The organism is Variovorax sp. OAS795 (assembly GCF_040546685.1).
Lineage (GTDB): Bacteria > Pseudomonadota > Gammaproteobacteria > Burkholderiales > Burkholderiaceae_C > Variovorax.
Genome location: NZ_JBEPOH010000001.1, coordinates 3,703,751 through 3,721,972 on the forward strand (window position 1 = coordinate 3,703,751; position 18,222 = coordinate 3,721,972).

The 18,222-nt window shown below is 67.3% G+C and carries 20 protein-coding genes; 11 read left to right on the forward strand and 9 right to left on the reverse strand.

Annotation, left to right across the window (positions count from 1 at the left end; translation table 11 throughout):
• Window positions 1-8: 8 nt before the first annotated feature.
• The 4 genes from ABID97_RS17915 to pilV are packed head-to-tail and all read right to left on the reverse strand — an operon-like array spanning window position 9 to window position 3,020.
• Window positions 9-791: a hypothetical protein gene (locus ABID97_RS17915; RefSeq protein ID WP_354399761.1), complete on the reverse strand. Its 783-nt coding sequence runs from the start codon at window positions 789-791 to the stop codon at window positions 9-11.
• A 27-nt stretch (window positions 792-818) separates the two neighbouring features.
• On the reverse strand, window positions 819-1,472 hold the full coding sequence (locus ABID97_RS17920; RefSeq protein ID WP_354399762.1) for a pilus assembly PilX family protein: 654 nt from the start codon (window positions 1,470-1,472) through the stop codon (window positions 819-821).
• Window positions 1,469-2,434, reverse strand: a complete 966-nt coding sequence (locus ABID97_RS17925; RefSeq protein ID WP_354399763.1) for a PilW family protein — start codon at window positions 2,432-2,434, stop codon at window positions 1,469-1,471. Before ABID97_RS17925 ends, ABID97_RS17920 begins: the two co-directional genes overlap by 4 nt.
• The gene (pilV, locus tag ABID97_RS17930; RefSeq protein ID WP_354399764.1) at window positions 2,421-3,020 is read right to left on the reverse strand and encodes a type IV pilus modification protein PilV; all 600 of its coding nucleotides are present in this window, start codon (window positions 3,018-3,020) and stop codon (window positions 2,421-2,423) included. Before pilV ends, ABID97_RS17925 begins: the two co-directional genes overlap by 14 nt.
• A gap of 166 nt (window positions 3,021-3,186) precedes the next feature.
• Here pilV and ribD point away from each other — a divergent pair, with 166 nt between their 5' ends.
• From ribD to tolA, 10 genes are read left to right on the forward strand one after another with little or no spacing between them, the layout of a single operon-like run.
• Window positions 3,187-4,314, forward strand: coding sequence for a bifunctional diaminohydroxyphosphoribosylaminopyrimidine deaminase/5-amino-6-(5-phosphoribosylamino)uracil reductase RibD (gene ribD, locus ABID97_RS17935; RefSeq protein WP_354399765.1), 1,128 nt, complete (start codon window positions 3,187-3,189; stop codon window positions 4,312-4,314).
• Window positions 4,315-4,360: 46 nt separating this feature from the next.
• On the forward strand, window positions 4,361-5,059 hold the full coding sequence (locus ABID97_RS17940) for a riboflavin synthase (RefSeq protein ID WP_354399766.1): 699 nt from the start codon (window positions 4,361-4,363) through the stop codon (window positions 5,057-5,059).
• Window positions 5,056-6,210: a bifunctional 3,4-dihydroxy-2-butanone-4-phosphate synthase/GTP cyclohydrolase II gene (gene ribBA, locus ABID97_RS17945; RefSeq protein WP_354399767.1), complete on the forward strand. Its 1,155-nt coding sequence runs from the start codon at window positions 5,056-5,058 to the stop codon at window positions 6,208-6,210. Before ABID97_RS17940 ends, ribBA begins: the two co-directional genes overlap by 4 nt.
• A gap of 6 nt (window positions 6,211-6,216) precedes the next feature.
• On the forward strand, window positions 6,217-6,684 hold the full coding sequence (gene ribH / locus ABID97_RS17950) for a 6,7-dimethyl-8-ribityllumazine synthase (RefSeq protein WP_354399768.1): 468 nt from the start codon (window positions 6,217-6,219) through the stop codon (window positions 6,682-6,684).
• The gene (gene nusB / locus ABID97_RS17955) at window positions 6,681-7,217 is read left to right on the forward strand and encodes a transcription antitermination factor NusB (RefSeq protein ID WP_055806086.1); all 537 of its coding nucleotides are present in this window, start codon (window positions 6,681-6,683) and stop codon (window positions 7,215-7,217) included. The genes ribH and nusB overlap by 4 nt, the downstream gene beginning before the upstream one ends.
• Window positions 7,214-8,410, forward strand: coding sequence for a pyridoxal phosphate-dependent aminotransferase (locus ABID97_RS17960; RefSeq protein WP_354399769.1), 1,197 nt, complete (start codon window positions 7,214-7,216; stop codon window positions 8,408-8,410). The genes nusB and ABID97_RS17960 overlap by 4 nt, the downstream gene beginning before the upstream one ends.
• Window positions 8,407-8,865 carry a YbgC/FadM family acyl-CoA thioesterase gene (locus tag ABID97_RS17965; protein WP_354399770.1) on the forward strand — a complete coding sequence of 153 codons (459 nt, stop codon included), beginning with the start codon at window positions 8,407-8,409 and terminating at the stop codon, window positions 8,863-8,865. The genes ABID97_RS17960 and ABID97_RS17965 overlap by 4 nt, the downstream gene beginning before the upstream one ends.
• On the forward strand, window positions 8,862-9,584 hold the full coding sequence (gene tolQ, locus ABID97_RS17970; RefSeq protein WP_012748214.1) for a protein TolQ: 723 nt from the start codon (window positions 8,862-8,864) through the stop codon (window positions 9,582-9,584). The genes ABID97_RS17965 and tolQ overlap by 4 nt, the downstream gene beginning before the upstream one ends.
• A gap of 15 nt (window positions 9,585-9,599) precedes the next feature.
• The gene (locus ABID97_RS17975) at window positions 9,600-10,037 is read left to right on the forward strand and encodes an ExbD/TolR family protein (protein ID WP_354399771.1); all 438 of its coding nucleotides are present in this window, start codon (window positions 9,600-9,602) and stop codon (window positions 10,035-10,037) included.
• 3 nt (window positions 10,038-10,040) lie between these two features.
• Window positions 10,041-10,961, forward strand: a complete 921-nt coding sequence (gene tolA, locus ABID97_RS17980; protein ID WP_354399772.1) for a cell envelope integrity protein TolA — start codon at window positions 10,041-10,043, stop codon at window positions 10,959-10,961.
• Between the two features lie 41 nt (window positions 10,962-11,002).
• On the opposite strand, the gene dnaE is transcribed toward tolA, so the two are convergent.
• Window positions 11,003-14,521 (reverse strand): DNA polymerase III subunit alpha, encoded by a 3,519-nt coding sequence (dnaE, locus tag ABID97_RS17985; RefSeq protein WP_354399773.1) that lies wholly within the window; start codon window positions 14,519-14,521, stop codon window positions 11,003-11,005.
• A gap of 61 nt (window positions 14,522-14,582) precedes the next feature.
• Here dnaE and ABID97_RS17990 point away from each other — a divergent pair, with 61 nt between their 5' ends.
• Entirely contained in the window at window positions 14,583-15,374 is a 792-nt protein-coding gene (locus tag ABID97_RS17990) for a sulfurtransferase (RefSeq protein WP_354399774.1), read from the forward strand.
• A gap of 31 nt (window positions 15,375-15,405) precedes the next feature.
• Here ABID97_RS17990 and ABID97_RS17995 read toward each other — a convergent pair whose 3' ends face one another.
• The 4 genes from ABID97_RS17995 to ABID97_RS18010 form a co-directional block, all read right to left on the reverse strand.
• Window positions 15,406-16,329, reverse strand: coding sequence for a pirin family protein (locus tag ABID97_RS17995; protein WP_354399775.1), 924 nt, complete (start codon window positions 16,327-16,329; stop codon window positions 15,406-15,408).
• Window positions 16,330-16,354: 25 nt separating this feature from the next.
• Entirely contained in the window at window positions 16,355-16,906 is a 552-nt protein-coding gene (locus ABID97_RS18000; protein ID WP_354399776.1) for a flavodoxin family protein, read from the reverse strand.
• 31 nt (window positions 16,907-16,937) lie between these two features.
• On the reverse strand, window positions 16,938-17,348 hold the full coding sequence (locus ABID97_RS18005; RefSeq protein ID WP_354399777.1) for a DoxX family protein: 411 nt from the start codon (window positions 17,346-17,348) through the stop codon (window positions 16,938-16,940).
• A gap of 72 nt (window positions 17,349-17,420) precedes the next feature.
• Window positions 17,421-18,122: a pirin family protein gene (locus ABID97_RS18010; protein ID WP_354399778.1), complete on the reverse strand. Its 702-nt coding sequence runs from the start codon at window positions 18,120-18,122 to the stop codon at window positions 17,421-17,423.
• Window positions 18,123-18,222: the final 100 nt, after the last annotated feature.

Genomic DNA, 18,222 nt, shown 5'->3' on the forward strand with positions numbered 1-18,222 from the left:
GCTGGATTTCACCCACCGGCTTGAATTGGCCACTGGGGTATCGGAGGCAGAGATCGGCGCGCGTCGCGGCCTCCGCCGTGGTGCAGACCTCGGCACGCGCGAAGTAAGGTGCGGCCACCGCGCCCGGGCCGTATTGCAGGTCGGTGCCCGGGCTCGCGCAACTGCCGCTGGCGCTCGGCCCGACGAACATGCGGTCCAGGCAGTGGTTGATGTGGATCGTGCCCGAGGCGCGAACGCCGGTGCGGGGTGTCGGCCACGAGGGGCGTGAGCCTGTCGAGATTGCCCGTCACGGCCTTGTCGGGGAAATGGCTGCTGCGATAGAAGTCCTCTTGCAGCACCGCGCGCTGAAGCACGGTGCGGTCGGCTTCGTCCACCACGCGGTCTCCGCCCGTCAGTCCGAGGCGCAGCACGTCGAGGGTGGAAGTGGCGGCCCAGTTCAACAGGTTGCCGCTCCATTGGTTGGTGCATGCGATCTCGCCGCCCGCGAGCTTTGCCGCGGGCGCGATGCGCCTGAAATAGCCATCGGCGGCCGCATAGCCGTAGCAGGCCATCGGATCCCAATGGCCGCGGTAGACCTTCTTCCAGTCGAAGCTGTCGCGGTAGGCGGCGCCAGTGTTCGAGAATTCCAGCGCGAGATCGAGCATCAGGTTCGGATCGGCGCGCGTTGCCAGCGACGACAACGGTTCGCTCGGAAGCTCGACGGGCGCGGCCGCCCACGCATGCGAGCCGGTGCACAGCACCGAGGCGGCAACAACCGCAGCAGCAAGGCCGCGGCCTTCAAGAAAGCGCATGGGGTTTCCGTTTCGATGTGAGAAAGCTCACGAAGGGCAGCCGGGGCTCGCGCCCGGCTTGTACAGGTTGGTCTGCAGGACCACTTGCGTGTCCTCTTGCATGCCGTAGCCGATGGCCGTCACACGAAAGAGATAGGAAGCCTTGCCTGCGCTCGCGCTCTGCAGCTGGTTCGACTGCCAGCCGCCGAAGTTGCGAACCGCCTCCACGATGTAGCGCGGCGAGCGCGCGGGCAATGTCCCGGCACGCGCCTTCGCGGCATCGTCGCCCGCGGCATAGCTTTGTCCGGTGAAGGTGCCATAGGCCACGGACCGGGCATTGCCGGCGGCAAAGTCGATGGTCATCCATGGGGGCTTGTCACCGACCTCGGCCGGTGCGCACAGTCCCTGCTGCATGCCCGCGACGCCGCAACCGGGAACGAAGGCCGAGACATCGGTGCCGTTGAAAAGGCACAGCCGCTGCGCGCTGGCGGGATTGGGTCCGAGCACGTCGCGTTCGGCATCGACGAGCGCGGCTTCCGCGGCCTGGAACGCAACCTCGGCATCGCGGTCGTTGCGGGCACTGCGCTCGCCTACCAGCGAAAGCTGTGCCGCACCGATGCCCAGCACCATCGCGATGACCAGCATCAGCAGCACCACGATCAAGGAGAAGCCTCGTTGCGGCGAGCGGCCGGCCGCACTCAACGCGCCGGCTCCTTCATGGCGTTGCGCAGCATGACGGTGAATGTCGACGTGCGCCGCAACCGGCCGTCGGCCGGCGGCTTGAAGCTCGCACCTGAAAAATCCGTTCCCAGGGGATAGAGCGTCTCGCGCTGCAGTCGGGGCCAGCTGTTGTTGCGGGCGCTGCGCGCGACCATGCCGATGCGCAAGCCGACCACCTTGCGCCATTCGCTGCCGATGGCAGCGGCCGATCCCGCCTGCGCCTCGAGCTGCGCGGCATCGAGCCAGCGTTCCGGCACGCCATCGCCGTTGCCGTCGTAGGCATAGACGACCTTGAACACCTCGATGCCGCGCGCGAGCGCCTCGGACCTGAACGTGTCCTGCGTCTCGCTGTGGTACTTGCAATAGAGTTCCGGCTCCTTGTCGGCTGCTTCGGCGACATGGAAGAAGCTCCAGGCGCGGTCGGCAAGCGCCGGCCTGGCGGCCGACGGACCGGGCTGCGCGATCCCCATGCAATCGACCATCGTGCCATCGGGCGCGGTGCCGTCGCCCCCCGCGCGGCTGCGGCCGAAGAACCGTACGCGCAGGGAGTCGCTTCCGTTCACGCCCTTGCTGTTGTGCGTGCCGTGGCTTTCGCCCGTGGCGGCGACCCGGGCGTTGCTCGCGCCGACGATGTCGAGGCCGGAAGGATCGTCTGCGGGAGCAGACAGGTTGGCGCTGCTGGCGATGACCACGCTGCCGTCGGCCTCGGCATGGTCGGGGGCGTAGTCGGAATAGCCGGCCTGCCGCACGACCCCGCGCACGACGAAGGCCGCAAAGCGCAGTGAATCTTCCACACCCTGGGCTTCCGCGTTGGCGGCGAACAGTTGCCTGCTGCCGACGAACGTGGCCGTTGCCGCAAGCACCACCAGGAGTCCCACGGCCATGGCGACGAGCAGCTCGACGAGCGTCATGCCGCGCTGGCGCCCACGATCAGGAACCGTCATGGCCGCTCGCCGCTCCGCCGGAGACCAACTGCATCACCAGACGGGGCGGCGGCTCGCGCTGCGGTTCGCCCTTGTCGACGGGCGCCGCGTCGGCGTGCGGCACCCAGCCGAGCTTCGCGACGAGGTTGCGGCCAGTCTGGCTGCAGGCCCATGCGTATTCGCCGGACGTGGCGTTCCATGGCTTTTCGTCGAAGCACACGCGCACCCGGGCGCCGGGCAATGCCTTGCCCACGCGGCGCGTCCATTCGTCGATGTCCCATGCGGCGATTGCGGCCGCGTCGCAGGACGCACCGGGCGCTGCGCAGCCCGCGGCTGCGGGCTTCGCGCCGTCGTCGATGGCCGAGCGCTCAACCAGGTAAGTGTTGGCACCGCCGCTGCCCGCCGCAACGCCCGGGTTCATGCGAACCTTCTCGCCCAGGTCGCGGACCAGCCCGACCGCCGCGTTGAAGGTTGCGGCCTCCTTGCCCGCGCGCACTGCGCCGAGCAGCATGCCGATCGTGCCGAGCAGTCCGATGCCCAGCACCGCGACGGAAACGAGCACTTCCACGAGCGAAAAGCCCATGCTGGAGCGCCTGGTGGTCGTCATTTGTCGATGTCCTCCCGTCCTGCAACTTGGGTTGCTTCTATATATTTCCGCCATCGATTCCGGAGCGTAGGCGCCGCCTTCCACGGGGCATTTGCCGTTCGTCCGCCTTGGACTGCCGCTCGTATGATCCGGCGGCTCCGGTGTTAATTAATTCTTCACGCAGCCCATGCCCTCTCCCGATCAAGACGCACAGCACATGGCCACCGCATTGCGGCTCGCTTCTGAAGCGCTGTTGCTGACCGACCCCAACCCCCGCGTCGGTTGCGTGCTGTGCGATGCACAGGGAACCGTGCTGGGCCAGGGCCATACCCAGCAGGCCGGCGGGCCGCATGCCGAAGTGATGGCGCTGCGCGATGCGGCGGCCAGGGGCCATGCGGTCGAGGGCGCAACCGCATACGTGACCCTCGAGCCCTGCGCGCACCACGGGCGCACCGGGCCCTGCTGCGATGCCCTGATTGCGGCGGGCATCGGCCGGGTGGTGGCTTCGCTCGCCGATCCGAACCCGCTGGTGGCGGGCCAGGGCTTCGAGCGATTGCGCGCGGCCGGCGTCGCGGTCGAAACCGGCCCCGGCGCCGCCGAGTCGCGCGAACTCAACATCGGCTTCTTCAGCCGCATGGTCCGCAAGTTGCCGTGGGTGCGCCTCAAGGTCGCGGCCTCGCTCGACGGCAAGACTGGCCTCGCCAACGGCGTGAGCCAGTGGATCACCGCCGAAGCCGCGCGCGCCGACGGGCATGCCTGGCGCGCCCGCGCCAGTGCGGTGTTGACCGGTGTGGGCACCGTGCTCGAAGACAACCCGCGTCTCGACGTGCGCCTGGTCGACACGCCGCGCCAGCCTCACCTGGTGGTGGTCGACAGCCAGCTCCAGACGCCGCCCGACGCTCATGTTTTCATAGCAGGCCGGCCAGTGTGGATCTATGCCGCTGCGCGCGACGAAACCCGCGCACAGGCCCTCGAGGCCCGCGGCGCCACGGTCACCTGCCTGCCCGACGCGGGCGGAAAAGTCGACCTGGCCGCGATGCTCCAGGACCTCGCGCAGCGCGGCGTGAACGAGCTGCACGTGGAGGCCGGCCACAAGCTCAACGGCTCCCTGATCCGCGAAGGCTGCGTCGACGAGCTGCTGGTCTATCTCGCGCCCAAGCTGATCGGCAGCGGCCTGGACATGGCGAGCCGCCTGCATGCCGAAGGACCGCTCACCGCCCTGGCAGGCGCCCTGCCGCTCGAATTCAGGTCGGTGCAGATGCTCGGGCCGGATCTGCGGATCGTGTCGCGGGTGAAAGGGCGCGACAGCTTCTAGGCGAGACGAAAAGCCGGAGGGCCGGCGAGTCTGCGAAAATGTGCGAATGTTCACCGGAATCATCACCGGCGTGGGGCGCATCGCCGCCATCCACGACCTCGGCCCCTCCTCCTCCTACGGCAAAAGACTCGGCATTTCGGTGCCCGGCGGCTATCTCGACGACGTCGGGCTCGGCGACAGCATCGCGCTCAACGGCGCCTGCATGACCGTCACCACCCTCGATCCGGCGCAGCAGCAGTTCACCATCGACATCTCCGCCGAATCCCTCGACAAGACCGCGGGCCTCACCGAACCGGGTGCCCGCATCAACCTGGAGAAGGCGCTGCGTGCCAGCGACCGGCTGGGCGGCCACATCGTCTCGGGCCATGTGGACGGCATCGGCACGGTGAGCCACTTTGCGCCAGTCGGCGAAAGCTGGGAGCTGCGCGTGGTCGCGCCGCCCGCCCTGGCGCGCTTTCTCGCCTACAAGGGGTCCATCACCATCAACGGCGTGAGCCTGACAGTCAACAGCGTGGCCGACAGCGCCGAGGGCAGCGAGATCAGCATCAACCTGATTCCGCACACCGTCGAGAACACCTCGCTCGGCAGCCTCCAGGCAGGCTCCCGGGTCAACCTCGAAATCGATACCGTGGCGCGCTACGTGGAGCGCATGCTCCAGGCCGGCGTTCTCGCGCCCACTTCCATGGCTTCCATGGCTTCCATGGCCTCCATGCCATCCACGTACTCCAAGGACACAGCCGAATGAACGCTTCCGTCACGCCCATCGGCGCGCCCCGCACTTCGCGGGCACCCGCGCCGATCTCCTCCGTCGAGGAGATCGTGGCCGATCTCGCCGCCGGGCGCATGGTGATCCTGGTGGACGAGGAAGACCGCGAGAACGAGGGCGACATCGTCATCGCGGCCGACCACATCACGCCCGAGTCCATCAACTTCATGGCGCGGCATGCGCGCGGGCTGATCTGCCTCACGCTTTCGCGCGAGATGTGCGAGCGGCTGCAGCTGCCGCCCATGGTGTCCCGCAACGGCGCCAAGCACTCCACCGCCTTCACCGTGTCGATCGAAGCGGCCGAGGGCGTGACCACCGGCATCTCGGCCGCCGACCGCGCACGCACCGTGCAGGCGGCGGTGGCGCGCAACGCCGTGGCCAGCGACCTGGTGCAGCCTGGCCACATCTTCCCGCTGCAGGCGGTGGATGGCGGCGTGCTGATGCGCGCCGGCCATACCGAAGCCGGCTGCGACCTCGCGGCCATGGCCGGCTGCTCGCCCGCCTCGGTGATCTGCGAAGTGATGAACGAGGACGGCACCATGGCGCGCCTGCCCGACCTGCAGGTCTTTGCGGCCGATCACGGGCTCAAGATCGGCACCATTGCCGCGCTCATCGAGCACCGCAGCCGCACCGAATCGCTGGTCGAGAAGGTCGGCTGCCGCGAGATCCAGACCGCCTGGGGCAGCTTCACCGCCCATGCCTTCACCGACAAGCCCAGCCGCGGCGTGCACCTGGCACTGGTGCGCGGCAAGTGGGCGCCCGAAGACACGGTGTCGGTGCGCGTGCACGAGCCGCTCTCGGTGCTCGACGCGCTCGAGATCAACCGCTCCCTGCACTCGTGGAGCCTCGACGCCAGCCTCGCGCACATCGCGAACGAGGGCAAGGGCGTGGCCGTGCTGCTCAACTGCGGCGAAACCGCCGGCGAGCTTCTTGCGCAGTTCGATGGCACCGCGCGACCCGCACAAGCCCCCGAGCGCGGCCGCATGGACCTGCGCAGCTACGGCATCGGCGCGCAAATCCTGCGCGAATGCGGCGTGCACAAGATGAACCTGCTCGGCACGCCCCGCCGCATGCCGAGCATGGCCGCGGGCTACGGCCTCGAGATTGCCGGCTACCTCACGAAAGACTGACTCCACATGCAAGGTGCAAACAAGGGTGCGGATGCAAAGCCGCTCGACGGAAAAGGGCTGCGCATCGGCATCGTGCAGGCGCGCTTCAACGCCGACATCACCGATGCGCTGGCCACGGCCTGCCTCGCCGAGCTCGAGAAGCTGGGCGTGGCGGCGGCCGACATCCATCATGTGCAGGTGCCCGGCGCGCTCGAAGTGCCCGTGGCGCTGCAGGCGATGGCGGCGCGCGGCGGCTACCACGCGCTGGTGGCGCTGGGCTGCATCATCCGCGGCGAGACCTACCACTTCGAACTGGTGGCCAATGAATCGGGCGCGAGCGTGAGCCGCATCGCGCTCGACCATCGCATTCCCATCGCCAACGCGATCCTCACGACCGAAAACATGGCGCAGGCCGTTGCCCGGCAGACCGACAAGGGCCGCGATGCGGCCCAGGTGGCTGTCGAGATGGCGCAGTTGCTGGCCTCCCTCAAATGACCGAAGACAACAACAAGACAGCAGGCGCCAAGCCCCGCCAGGCGCGCACCGGACTCACCAGCACCGGCGCGCGCAAGGCCTCGGCCAAGTCGAACCGCAGCCGCGCGCGCGAGTTCGCGCTGCAGGCGCTCTACCAGCACCTGGTGGGCCGCAACGACCCGACCGAGATCGATCACTTCACGCGCGATCTCGCGGGCTTTCACAAGGCCGATGCCGCGCACTACGACGCGCTGCTGCATGGTTCCATCGAAGGCGCCGAGCAGCTCGACGCGCTGATCCGCCCGCTGCTCGACCGCAAGTTCGAAGAAATTTCGCCCATCGAGCATGCCGTGATGTGGATCGGCGTGTACGAGTTCCAGCACTGCCTGGACGTGCCATGGCGCGTGGTGCTGAACGAATGCATCGAGCTTGCGAAGGAATTCGGCGGCACCGACGGCCACAAGTACGTGAACGCCGTGCTCAACGGCCTGGCGCCGCAGCTGCGTGCCGCCGAGGTCGAGGCCGACCGGGCCTCCGGCAAGGCGAGAACGTGAAGATTTCGGCGCGCGCACAGCGCATCGAACCCTTCTATGTGATGGAGGTCGCCAAGGCCGCCGGCGTGCTCGCGCGCGAGGTGGCCCACACGGACCGGCCGATGATTTTCCTCAACATCGGCGAGCCCGACTTCACCGCGCCGCCGCTGGTGCAGGAAGCCGCCGCGCGCGCCGTGCGCGCCGGCGCCACGCAGTACACCCAGGCCACCGGTCTCGACCTGCTGCGCGAGCGCATCAGCGGCTGGTACGCGCAGCGCTTCGGCGTCGATGTGCCGGCGCGCCGCATCGTGGTGACCGCGGGCGCTTCGGCCGCGCTGCAGCTGGCCTGCCTCGCACTGATCGAATCCGGCGACGAGATCCTGCTGCCCGACCCGAGCTACCCGTGCAACCGCCATTTCGTGAGCGCCGCGGACGGCACCGCCGTGTTGATTCCCACCACGGCCGAAGAGCGCTTCCAGCTCACCGCCGCCAAGGTGGAGGCCGCGTGGACCCCGAAGACCCGCGGCGTGCTGCTCGCCTCGCCGTCCAACCCGACCGGCACCTCGATCGCGCCCGCCGAACTGCGCCGCATCCACGAGGTGGTGTCGCAGCGCGGCGGCATCACGCTGATCGACGAGATCTACCTGGGCCTCTCGCACGACGAGGCCTTCGGGCAGACGGCGCTCGCCATCGACGACAACGTCATCAGCATCAACAGCTTCAGCAAGTACTTCAACATGACCGGCTGGCGCCTCGGCTGGCTGGTGGTGCCCGAAGCGCTGGTGCCCGTGATCGAGCGGCTTGCGCAGAACCTCTTCATCTGCCCCAGCACCGTGTCGCAATACGCAGCATTGGCCTGCTTCGAGGCGCCGAGCATTGCCGAATACGAACGCCGCCGCGCGGAATTCAAGGCGCGCCGCGACTGGTTCATTCCGCAGCTCGATGCATTGGGCCTCGATGTGCCCGTGGTGCCCGACGGGGCTTTCTATGCCTGGGCCGACTGCACCCGAGTGGCCGAGAAGCTGGGCATCTCGGGCAGTTGGGACTTCGCCTTCGAAACCATGAAGCGGGCCCATGTCGCCGTGACGCCGGGCCGCGATTTCGGCAACGCCGAGACCGGCAAGTTCGTGCGGTTTTCCACCGCCAGCTCGATGGCGCACCTGCAGGAATCCGTCGAACGCCTGCGCACCATGATTGCGAACCCGGCCCGATGAGCTACGCGTTTCCGATCCGCGTCTACTGGGAAGACACCGACGCCGGCGGCATCGTGTTCTATGCCAACTACCTCAAGTTCATGGAACGCGGCCGCACCGAATGGCTGCGCTCGCTGGGCGTGGAGCAGCGAAAGCTGCGCGAGGAAACCGGCGGCCAGTTCGTGGTGAGCGAAACGCAGCTCAAATACCATCGCCCTTCCCGCCTCGACGACGAACTGCTGGTTACAGCCGATCTCCGACAACTGGGCACGGCGTCGTTGATAATCGGTCAGCGCGTGCTATCAAAAACTGAGCAGGAGCGAAGCGGTGCCGCCGCACCTGTGCTGCTGTGCGAAGGCACGATCCGCATCGGCTGGGTGGACGCCTCCACCTTGCGCCCCGCGCGCATACCGGCCCAAGTTACGGGAACCCTCGAGCGCTGCGGCGGCTCCATGACTCAACCTTTCAAGCCATGAACCAAGACCTCTCCATCATCAATCTCCTGCTCCACGCGAGCTTCGTGGTGCAACTGGTCGTGCTGCTGCTCGTGATCGTCTCGATCGCCAGCTGGGCCGCGATCATCCGCAAATACTTCGCGCTGCGCCGCATGCGCGCGCTCAACGACGACTTCGAGCGCGAGTTCTGGTCGGGCACCAGCCTGAACGAGCTGTTTGCCTCGGCCGCGCAGAATGCCAAGTTCGCGGGGCCCATGGAGCGCATCTTCGCCTCTGGCATGCGCGAGTACCAGAAGCTGCGCGAGCGCCACGTGAGCGACGCCCCTACGCTGCTCGACGGCGCCCGCCGCGCGATGCGCGCGAGCTTCCAGCGCGAGCTCGACGCGGCCGAGCAGAACCTCTCGTTCCTCGCCACCGTGGGTTCGGTCTCGCCTTACGTCGGCCTCTTCGGCACGGTCTGGGGGATCATGCATGCCTTCACCGGCCTGGCCGCGCTGGCGCAGGTGACGCTGGCCACCGTGGCGCCCGGCATTGCCGAAGCGCTGGTGGCCACCGCCATCGGCCTGTTCGCCGCCATTCCGGCCGTCGTGGGCTACAACCGCTTCGCGCGCGAGATCGACAAGATCGCGATTGCCCTGGAGACCTACATCGAGGAGTTCTCCAACATCCTGCAGCGCAACCTCTCGGCCAACCCGGCCGCGGTGGCGTCGGCAACCTCGGCGGCTCCGGCCAACCGCTGAACGGAGGTCCAGCGCATGCCCGCCGTTTCATCCCGGGGCCGAGGCCGCCGCACGATCAACGAGATCAACATGGTCCCGTTCATCGACGTGATGCTGGTGCTGTTGATCATCTTCATGGTCACGGCACCGCTCATCACGCCGAGCGTGATCAACCTGCCATCGGTCGACCGCGCCAACAAGCAGCCCGACAAGCCGATCGAGATCGTCATCAAGAGCGACGATGAAGTGCAGATCAAGAAAGACTCGTCCACCGGCAGCGGCGGCGCGTCGATCCCCATGACCCAGATCGGCTCCGCCGCCAAGACCGCCCAGGGCGGCGACGACCAGCGCCCCGTGGTCATCAGCGCCGACAAGTCCGTGAAGTACGAAACCGTCGTGAAGGCGATGAACCAGCTCAAGCGCAGCGGCATCGAGCGCGTGGGCCTGTCCGTCACCACCACGGGCGGCAAATAAGGCATGTCGCTCGCCCTGGATCGCCCCGAGTTCGCACCACCGCCGCAGCGCGGCACGCCGCGCGCGGTGCTGCTCGCGCTGGTCGCGCATGCATTGCTGATCGCGGCACTGACATGGGGTGTGCGCTGGCGCAGCGACGCCGACGAAGGCGCGGTCGATGCGGAGCTGTGGTCTTCCACCGTGCAGCAGGCCGCGCCGCGCCTGTCCGCGCCGCCAGCCCCGACGCCCACTCCCGCACCGCCGCCGCCCGCGCCGCCGCCACCCCCGCCGCCTCCGCAAGTGAAGGCACCGGAACCCGCGCCGCCGCCGCGCGCACCCGACATCGCCCTGGAGCGCGAGAAGAAGCTCAAGGAAGAAAAGGTGCAGAAGGAGCGCGAGCTCGAGCGCCAGCAACAGCAGCGCAAGAAGGAGCTCGAGGCCAGGCAGCGTGCCGAAGACGAGGCCGAGCGCAAGAAGGAGCAGCAGAAGAAGCTGGCCGAGCAGAAGAAGCAGCAGGAAGCCGAGGCCAAGCAGGCCGAGGCCAAGAAAGCCGAAGCTGCCGCCAAGCAGGCTGCGGCCGACCGCGCCGCAACGCTCAAGCGCATGCAGGGGATGGCCGGTGCGAGCGGCGCCGACGATTCGAAGGGCACGGCCCTGCGTTCGTCGGGACCGTCGAGCGGTTATGCCGGGCGCATCGCCGCGGCCGTGCGGCCGAACATCACCTTCCCCGATGCCGACACGGTGAACGGCAATCCCGCGGCAGAGTTCGAGGTGAACCTGGCACCGGACGGCACCATCGTCGGCGTCAAGCTCACCAAGTCGAGCGGACTGCCCGCCTGGGACGAAGCCGCCGAGCGCGGCCTGCACAAGACCGACAAGCTGCCGCGCGACACCGACGGGCGCATCTTCCCGTCGCTGATCGTCTCGCTGCGTCCCAAGCGGTAGCAGGCCGGCCAGGCGCTACGCGCGCCCGGCCGCCTCGCCGCTCATTCGTAGATGACCGAGGCCTTTCCGGCTTCCGCCTGCGCGGTCCAGCTCGCGAGCGCGGCGTCGGTCGGGAAGAACCTGGCGCGCTCGCCCAACTGCAGCTCGACCTGCGCACCGCCGCGCGCCATCGAGAGCCGCACCGGCAGCCCCTGCACCAGGTCGCCGTGTTCGCTCTGCTCGGTGCGCGGAGGAAAGTCTTTCACCAGCCGCGCGATGTCCGGCGCCTTGCCGTTCACGGCCACCCGCAGGAACTTGCCGAAGCGGCATCGCGCCGTGGCCAGGTCCCACACCTGCTGCACCTGGAAGCGCGCCTCGAAACCGCCGCGCCCCGGCTGCAGCCGGCCGCTCACGATCACCAGTTCGTCGTCCTTCAGGGTGTTGCGGTTCGCGTTGATCAGCGCCTCGTCGGCCGTGGCGTCGATCGAATCGGACTTGTCGTCCAGCTTGAAGATCGCGAGGCGCCCGCGCTGGCCGTTGATCACGCGGAAGTCGCTCACGATGCCCGCGATCACCTGCTGGTCGCGCGAGTCCATCAGGTCGCCGATCTCGCGCTTGCAGAAGCGCCGCACCTCGTGCGCCACCTCGTCGAACAGGTGGCCCGAGAGGTAGAAGCCCACGGCTGTCTTCTCGTAGGTGAGCCGCTCTTTCACGCCCCAGGGCGTGGCGTCGACCAGCTCGGGCTCCTGCGTGGCCGAGCCATGCTCGCTGTCGCCGAAGATGTCGACCTGCGCCGCATTGGCCTCGGTGGCCGACGCGAACTCGAAGGCGCGGTCGACCGAGGCGATGAGCGAGGCGCGGTTCTGCTGGATCGCGTCGAAAGCGCCGGCCTTGATGAGCGCCTCGACCGTGCGCTTGTTGATGCGCTGGCGGTCGATGCGCACGCAGAAATCGAACAGGCTCTTGAACGGACCGCCCTCCTCGCGCGCGCGCACGATGGCCTCTACCGCGAACTGGCCCGTGCCCTTGACGGCCCCCAGGCCGTAGCGGATCACCTTGTCCGTGACGGGCTCGAAACGGTAGTTGCCTCGGTTCACGTCCGGCGGCTCGAAGGTGATGCCGAAGTTTTTCTGCGCGTCCTCGAACAACACCTTGAGCTTGTCGGTGTCGTCCATTTCCACGGTCATGTTGGCGCAGAAGAACTCGGCCGTGTAGTGGACCTTGAGCCAACCCGTGTGGTACGCCAGCAGCGAATACGCGGCGGCGTGCGACTTGTTGAAGCCGTAGCCCGCGAACTTCTCCATCAGGTCGAAGATCTCGTCGGCCTTGTCCTGCGGAATGCCGTGTGTCGCGAGTGCGCCCGCACGGAATTTCTCGCGGTGCTCGGCCATCTCCTCGAGCTTTTTCTTGCCCATGGCGCGGCGCAGCAGGTCGGCGCCGCCAAGCGAGTAGCCTCCCAGGATCTGCGCGGTCTGCATCACCTGCTCCTGGTAGACCATGATCCCGTAGGTTTCCGACAGCATCTCGGCCACGGCCGGGTGCGGATACTCCACCTCTTCGCGGCCGTGCTTGCGCGCCACGAAGCTCGGGATCAGGTCCATCGGGCCCGGACGGTACAGCGCGTTGAGCGCAATCAGGTCCTCCAGGCGCGTGGGCCTCGCGTCCTTCAGCATGCCCTGCATGCCGCGGCTTTCAAACTGGAACACCGCTTCCGTCTTGCCTTCGGAAAACAGCTTGTAGGTCTCGCGGTCGTCGAGCCTGATGTTCTCGTACGCGAAGTTCTCCTGGCCCTTGTGGCGCTTGACGATGAAGTCTTTCGCAATCTCGAGGATGGTGAGCGTGGCCAGCCCCAGAAAGTCGAACTTCACGAGGCCGATGGCCTCCACGTCATCCTTGTCGTACTGGCTCACGGCCGAGTCGCTGCCGGGCTGCTGGTAGAGCGGGCAAAAATCGGTGAGCTTGCCCGGCGCAATCAGCACCCCGCCCGCGTGCATGCCGATGTTGCGCGTCATGCCTTCGAGCTTTTGCGCCAGCTCGACCAGCATGCGCACTTCTTCTTCCTTCTCGATGCGCGCCGCAAGCTGCGGCTCCATCTCGATGGCGTAGTTGTTCTTGTCGCCCTCCACCTTCGGATTGGGCGGGTACTGGATCGTGACGGGCTGGCCCGGCTTATTGGGAATGAGCTTGCTGATGCCGTCGCAGAACATGTAGCTCATGTCCAGCACGCGGCCCACGTCGCGGATGGCGGCGCGCGCGGCCATGGTTCCGAAGGTGGCAATCTGGCTCACCGCATCGCGGCCGTACTTGTCCTTCACGTAGTCGATCACGCGGTCGCGATTGCCCTGGCAGAAGTCGATGTCGAAGTCGGGCATCGAGACGCGCTCGGGGTTCAGGAATCGTTCGAACAGCAGCTTGTATTCGAGCGGATCCAGGTCGGTGATCTTCAGCGCATAGGCCACCAGCGATCCCGCGCCCGAACCCCGGCCCGGGCCGACCGGACAGCCGTTGTTCTTGGCCCACTTGATGAAGTCGCCCACGATCAGGAAGTAGCCCGGGAACCCCATGTTCAAGATGGTGTTGATCTCGAACTCCAGCCGTTCCACGTAGCGCGGGCGCTCGGCATCGCGCTTTGCGGCGTCGGGGTAAAGATGCGCAAGACGCGCTTCCAGACCTTCAAACGACTCCTGGCGGAAAAACTCGTCGATCGGCATCCGCACGCCTTCGCTGATGAAAGGCGTTGGAAAGTCGGGCAGCTGCGGCTTGCCGAGCACCAGCGTCAGGTTGCAGCGCTTGGCGATCTCGACCGTGTTGGCGAGCGCGCTCGGCACGTCGGCAAAAAGCGCCTCCATCTCGGCGCTCGACTTGAAATACTGCTCCTCGGTGAACTTGCGCACGCGGCGCGGGTTGCCCAGGATCTCGCCTTCCGAGATGCAGACGCGGGCCTCATGCGCCTCGTAGTCCTGGCGCTCGGCAAACTGCACCGGATGCGTGGCGACCACCGGCAGGCGCAACCGCGCCGCGAGCTTCACGGCGGCAACCACATGCGGCTCGTCCTCGGGGCGGCCCGCGCGCTGCAGTTCGATGTAGAAGCGGTGCGGGAACATGCCCGCCAGCTGCAGCGCCAGTTCGGCGGCGCGTTCTTCCTGCCCCTGCAACAGCGGCGCGCCCAGCGGGCCCGCCTGTGCGCCCGAGAGCGCAATCAGTCCGCCCTGCAGCTCCTGGAGCCATTCGAGCTTGCAGGCAGCTTGCGACTGGCCCCGGCCCACGTTCTGCGTCCAGGCCCGCGCCAGCAGTTCGGACAGGTGGAGATAGCCCTCGGTGTTCTGCACCAGCAGCACGATGCGGGAGAGCACGCCGGGCTCCTTGCCCAGCCCTTCGATGAAAATCTCGGCGCCGATGACCGGCTTGACGCCCTTGCCTCGCCCCTCCTTGTAGAACTTGACCGCGCCGAACAGGTTGTTCAGGTCGGTGATGGCGAGTGCCGGCTGCTTGTCGGCAGCGGCCGCCCTGACCACTTCGTCGATTCGGTTGGTGCCGTCGACGACGGAAAATTCGGTGTGCAGGCGCAGGTGGACAAACATCTGCCTATTGTAGAAACCGGCACTCCACGATGTGGGTTGGCGATCCCTACAATTGCGCCCCGTGCAAGAGATTTTGAATATTGCGGCCTACAAATTCGTGGCCATCGACGACGGCCCCGTGCTGCGTGAAGACCTGCGCGAGCGCGCCCAGGCCCTGGGCCTCATGGGCACGATCCTGCTCGCGCCCGAGGGCATCAACCTGTTCCTGGCGGGCCTGCCCGACGCCCTTCACGGCTTCCTGGCGAGACTGCGTGCCGATGCGCGCTTTGCCGACCTCGAAACCAAGGAAAGCTGGTCCGCCGCGCAGCCCTTCCGCCGCATGCTGGTGAAGCTCAAGCGCGAGATCATCCGCATGGACCACCCGGCCATCCAGCCGTCCGCCGGACGGGCGCCGGGCGTGGACGCCCCCACGCTGAAGCGCTGGCTCGACCAGGGCCACGACGATGCGGGCCGCGAGATTGCGCTGCTGGACACGCGCAACGACTTCGAGGTCGACGAAGGCAGCTTCGACGGCGCGATCGACTGGCGCATCAGCAAGTTCACCGAGTTCCCGCCCGCATTGAAAGCGCATCGCGCCGATTTTGCGGGCAAGACGGTGGTGAGCTTCTGCACCGGCGGCATCCGCTGCGAGAAGGCGGCCATCCTGATGCGCGAAGAGGGCGTCGAGAACGTGCTGCAGCTCGAAGGGGGCATCCTGAAATACTTCGAAGAGGTCGGCGGTGCGCACTACCACGGCGACTGCTTCGTGTTCGACGGCCGGCGCGCGCTGGCGCCCGACCTGACCGCACGCGCGGCCGATGCCAGCGCGCGCGCTTCGGAAGACATCGACCTGGGTCGCGGCCTGAAGAAATAGCCGGCGGCTTGCCGGCCCGGAGCCCTGGAGATCAGACCGGCGTGGTGCCCACGTCCGGCTCGCGCACGCCAAAAGGCTTGCCCGGCAGCGGAATGAATTCGGTCTCGCCCGGCACATGGCCCATGCGCTGGGCGGCCCAGTCGGACCCGGCTTCCAGAATGCGGTCGCGCCGGCTGGAGACGAAGTTCCAGGTGATGTAGCGCGGCCCGTCGAGCGGCTCGCCGCCGATCACCATCAGGCGCACCGCGGTGGTTGAAGCGAGCACCGCGCCCTGGCCGTCGGGAAGCAACGCCATGGTGTGCGCGGGGATCGGCTCGCCGCCGACGCTGGCGTCGGCATCCACCGCGTAGACGGCGAGTTCGGGCGCCAGCGGCGGCAGTTCGAACCGCCCACCCGCGGGCAGCGCAATATCGAGGTAGAGGGTCTGCGAGAGCGTCTTGACCGGCGAGCGCTTGCCGAACGCCTCGCCCACCAGCACGCGCACTGCCACGCCCTGCTCCACCAGTTCGGGAATATCGACGGCGGGCGTGTGTTCGAAGCTCGGCGCGATCTCTTCGTGCACCTGGGGCAAGGCGGCCCAGAGCTGCAGGCCGTGGTTCACGTAGGTGTCGGCCTTGAGGCGGTCGGGCTTGCGCTCGGAGTGCACGATGCCGCGGCCCGCGGTCATCCAGTTGATGGCGCCGGGCAGGATCTCCTGCACGCTGCCGAGGCTGTCGCGATGCATCATCGCGCCCTCGAAAAGATAGGTGACGGTGGAAAGGCCGATGTGCGGGTGCGGGCGCACGTCGTGCTCGGTGCCGGGCTGCTCGGTGGCGGGCCCGAAGTGGTCGAAGAAGACGAAGGGACCCACCGAACGGCGCTGTGCCGCGGGCAGCAGGCGCCTGACCTTGAAGCCACCGCCCAGGTCCTTGTCGTGCGGCTGAAGCAGTTGGGTCTGTGCGGTGGGGTCGGTCATCGTGCGCTCCGGGTATGGATGGGTTCTAGGCTCGCGATCTTGCCACCTCGGCGATGCGCTCGCCGAACGCCCGCGCGGTGTCGAAGTCGCCCTTGAACATCTCGGCCGGGCTCGCGTCCGAAGGCGATTGCGTCAGCAGGCCGCCGTACCCGCCAACGTAGTTCATCGAATCGCGCGTGGCCGCCTTGTTGTTGGTCGGCAGGATGCCCATGCTGACCCAGAGGCCGCTGTGCTGCATCGCAAGCGTCCACAGGTAGGCCATGGTCGCGACCTTGTCGCCGTTCATGGTGGCGCTGTTGGTGAAGCCCGCAAAGAGCTTGTCCTTCCAGCCCTGCGTGTACCAGACCTTGGACGAGGCATCGGCGAATTTCTTGAACTGCCAGCTCACGCCGCCCATGTAGGTCGGCGAGCCGAAGACGATCGCGTCGGCCGCGGCCAGCGTCTCCCAGCCGCCTTCGGGCAGGTTGCCATCGGCGTCAATGGCGAGCAGCTGCGCGCCGGCCGACTCCGCCACGGCTTGCGCAATGCGCTGGGTGTGGCCGTAGCCGGAATGGAAGACGACGACGATGTTTGCCATGTTGGGGAACTCCTTGTGTCGAGGTTCGGCATCAGCGCTTGTCGATGCTGAAGCGGCCGGGGCCGAAAGCGGCGAAGGCGAGCAGGCCACCGGCGATGGACATGTTCTTGAAGAACTGGATATTTTGCGTCGCGTCGACCCAGAACTTGTGGAAGAACAGGGCCGTGGCAACCGTGAAGACCGCCATGATCAGCGCCGTCCAGCGCGTCTTGAAGCCCACCAGCAGCGCAATGCCCAGGCCCAGTTCGACAATGATCGCGATCGCGGCCCCCACTTCGGGCAGCGGCAGGCCCGTTGCCTTGGTGATGTAGCCGACCGTGCCCGCGAAGCCCATCAGCTTGCCGAAGCCGGCCGGAATGAACAGCGTGGCGATCAGGATTCGACCGACCAGCGCCAGGGCGTCCTGGGCTGCGTTGAAGGGGTGGGTGGTGGTATTTGCCATGGTTGAAAAACTCCTCGGTTGATGAAATGAAAGGCACAAGAATGCCGGGTGCACAAGGCACCCGGCGGTGGATCAGGCGGCCAGGTCGAACACCAGCACTTCGGCGTCCTTGCCGGCAGCCAGCGTGAGCTGCGATTCGCCTTCGAGCATCGCGGCGTCACCGCCCGCGAGCTTCTGGCCATTGACTTCGAGCTCGCCGCGCACCAGGTGCACGTAGCTCTTGCGCGCCGGGTCGAGCGCCAGGCTGGCCTTCTCGTCGCCGTCGAGCAAGCCCGCGAACAGGCGCGCATCGGCATGCACGGTCACCGAACCGTCGGCGCCGTCCGGCGAGGCCACCAGGCGCAGCTTGCCGCGCTTCTCAGCGTCGCTGAATTGCTTCTGCTCGTAGCCCGGCGCAATGCCGCGCACGTTGGGCTGGATCCAGATCTGCAGGAAGTGCGTGGTCTCGTCGGCCTTATGGTTGAACTCGCTGTGCATCACGCCGCGGCCCGCGCTCATCCGCTGCACGTCGCCCGGCGGAATGGATTCCACGTTGCCCATGCTGTCCTTGTGCGCCAGTTCGCCCGAGAGAACATAGCTGATGATTTCCATGTCCTTGTGGCCATGGGTGCCGAAGCCGGCGCCGGCGGCCACGCGGTCTTCGTTGATGACCCGCAGGTTGCCGAAACCCATGTAGGCCGGGTCGTAGTAGCCGGCAAAGGAAAAGCTGTGGAACGAGCGCAGCCAGCCATGGTCGGCATAACCGCGTTCCTGTGATTTACGGACTTGCAACATCGTCGATCTCCTTGGCCCTGCCCCCGAGGGGATGCCCGGGCCTTCTTCGTATGCCGCGCCGGATGCGCAGCGGATGTGAAGAACTTTAGGCCCCCGCCCC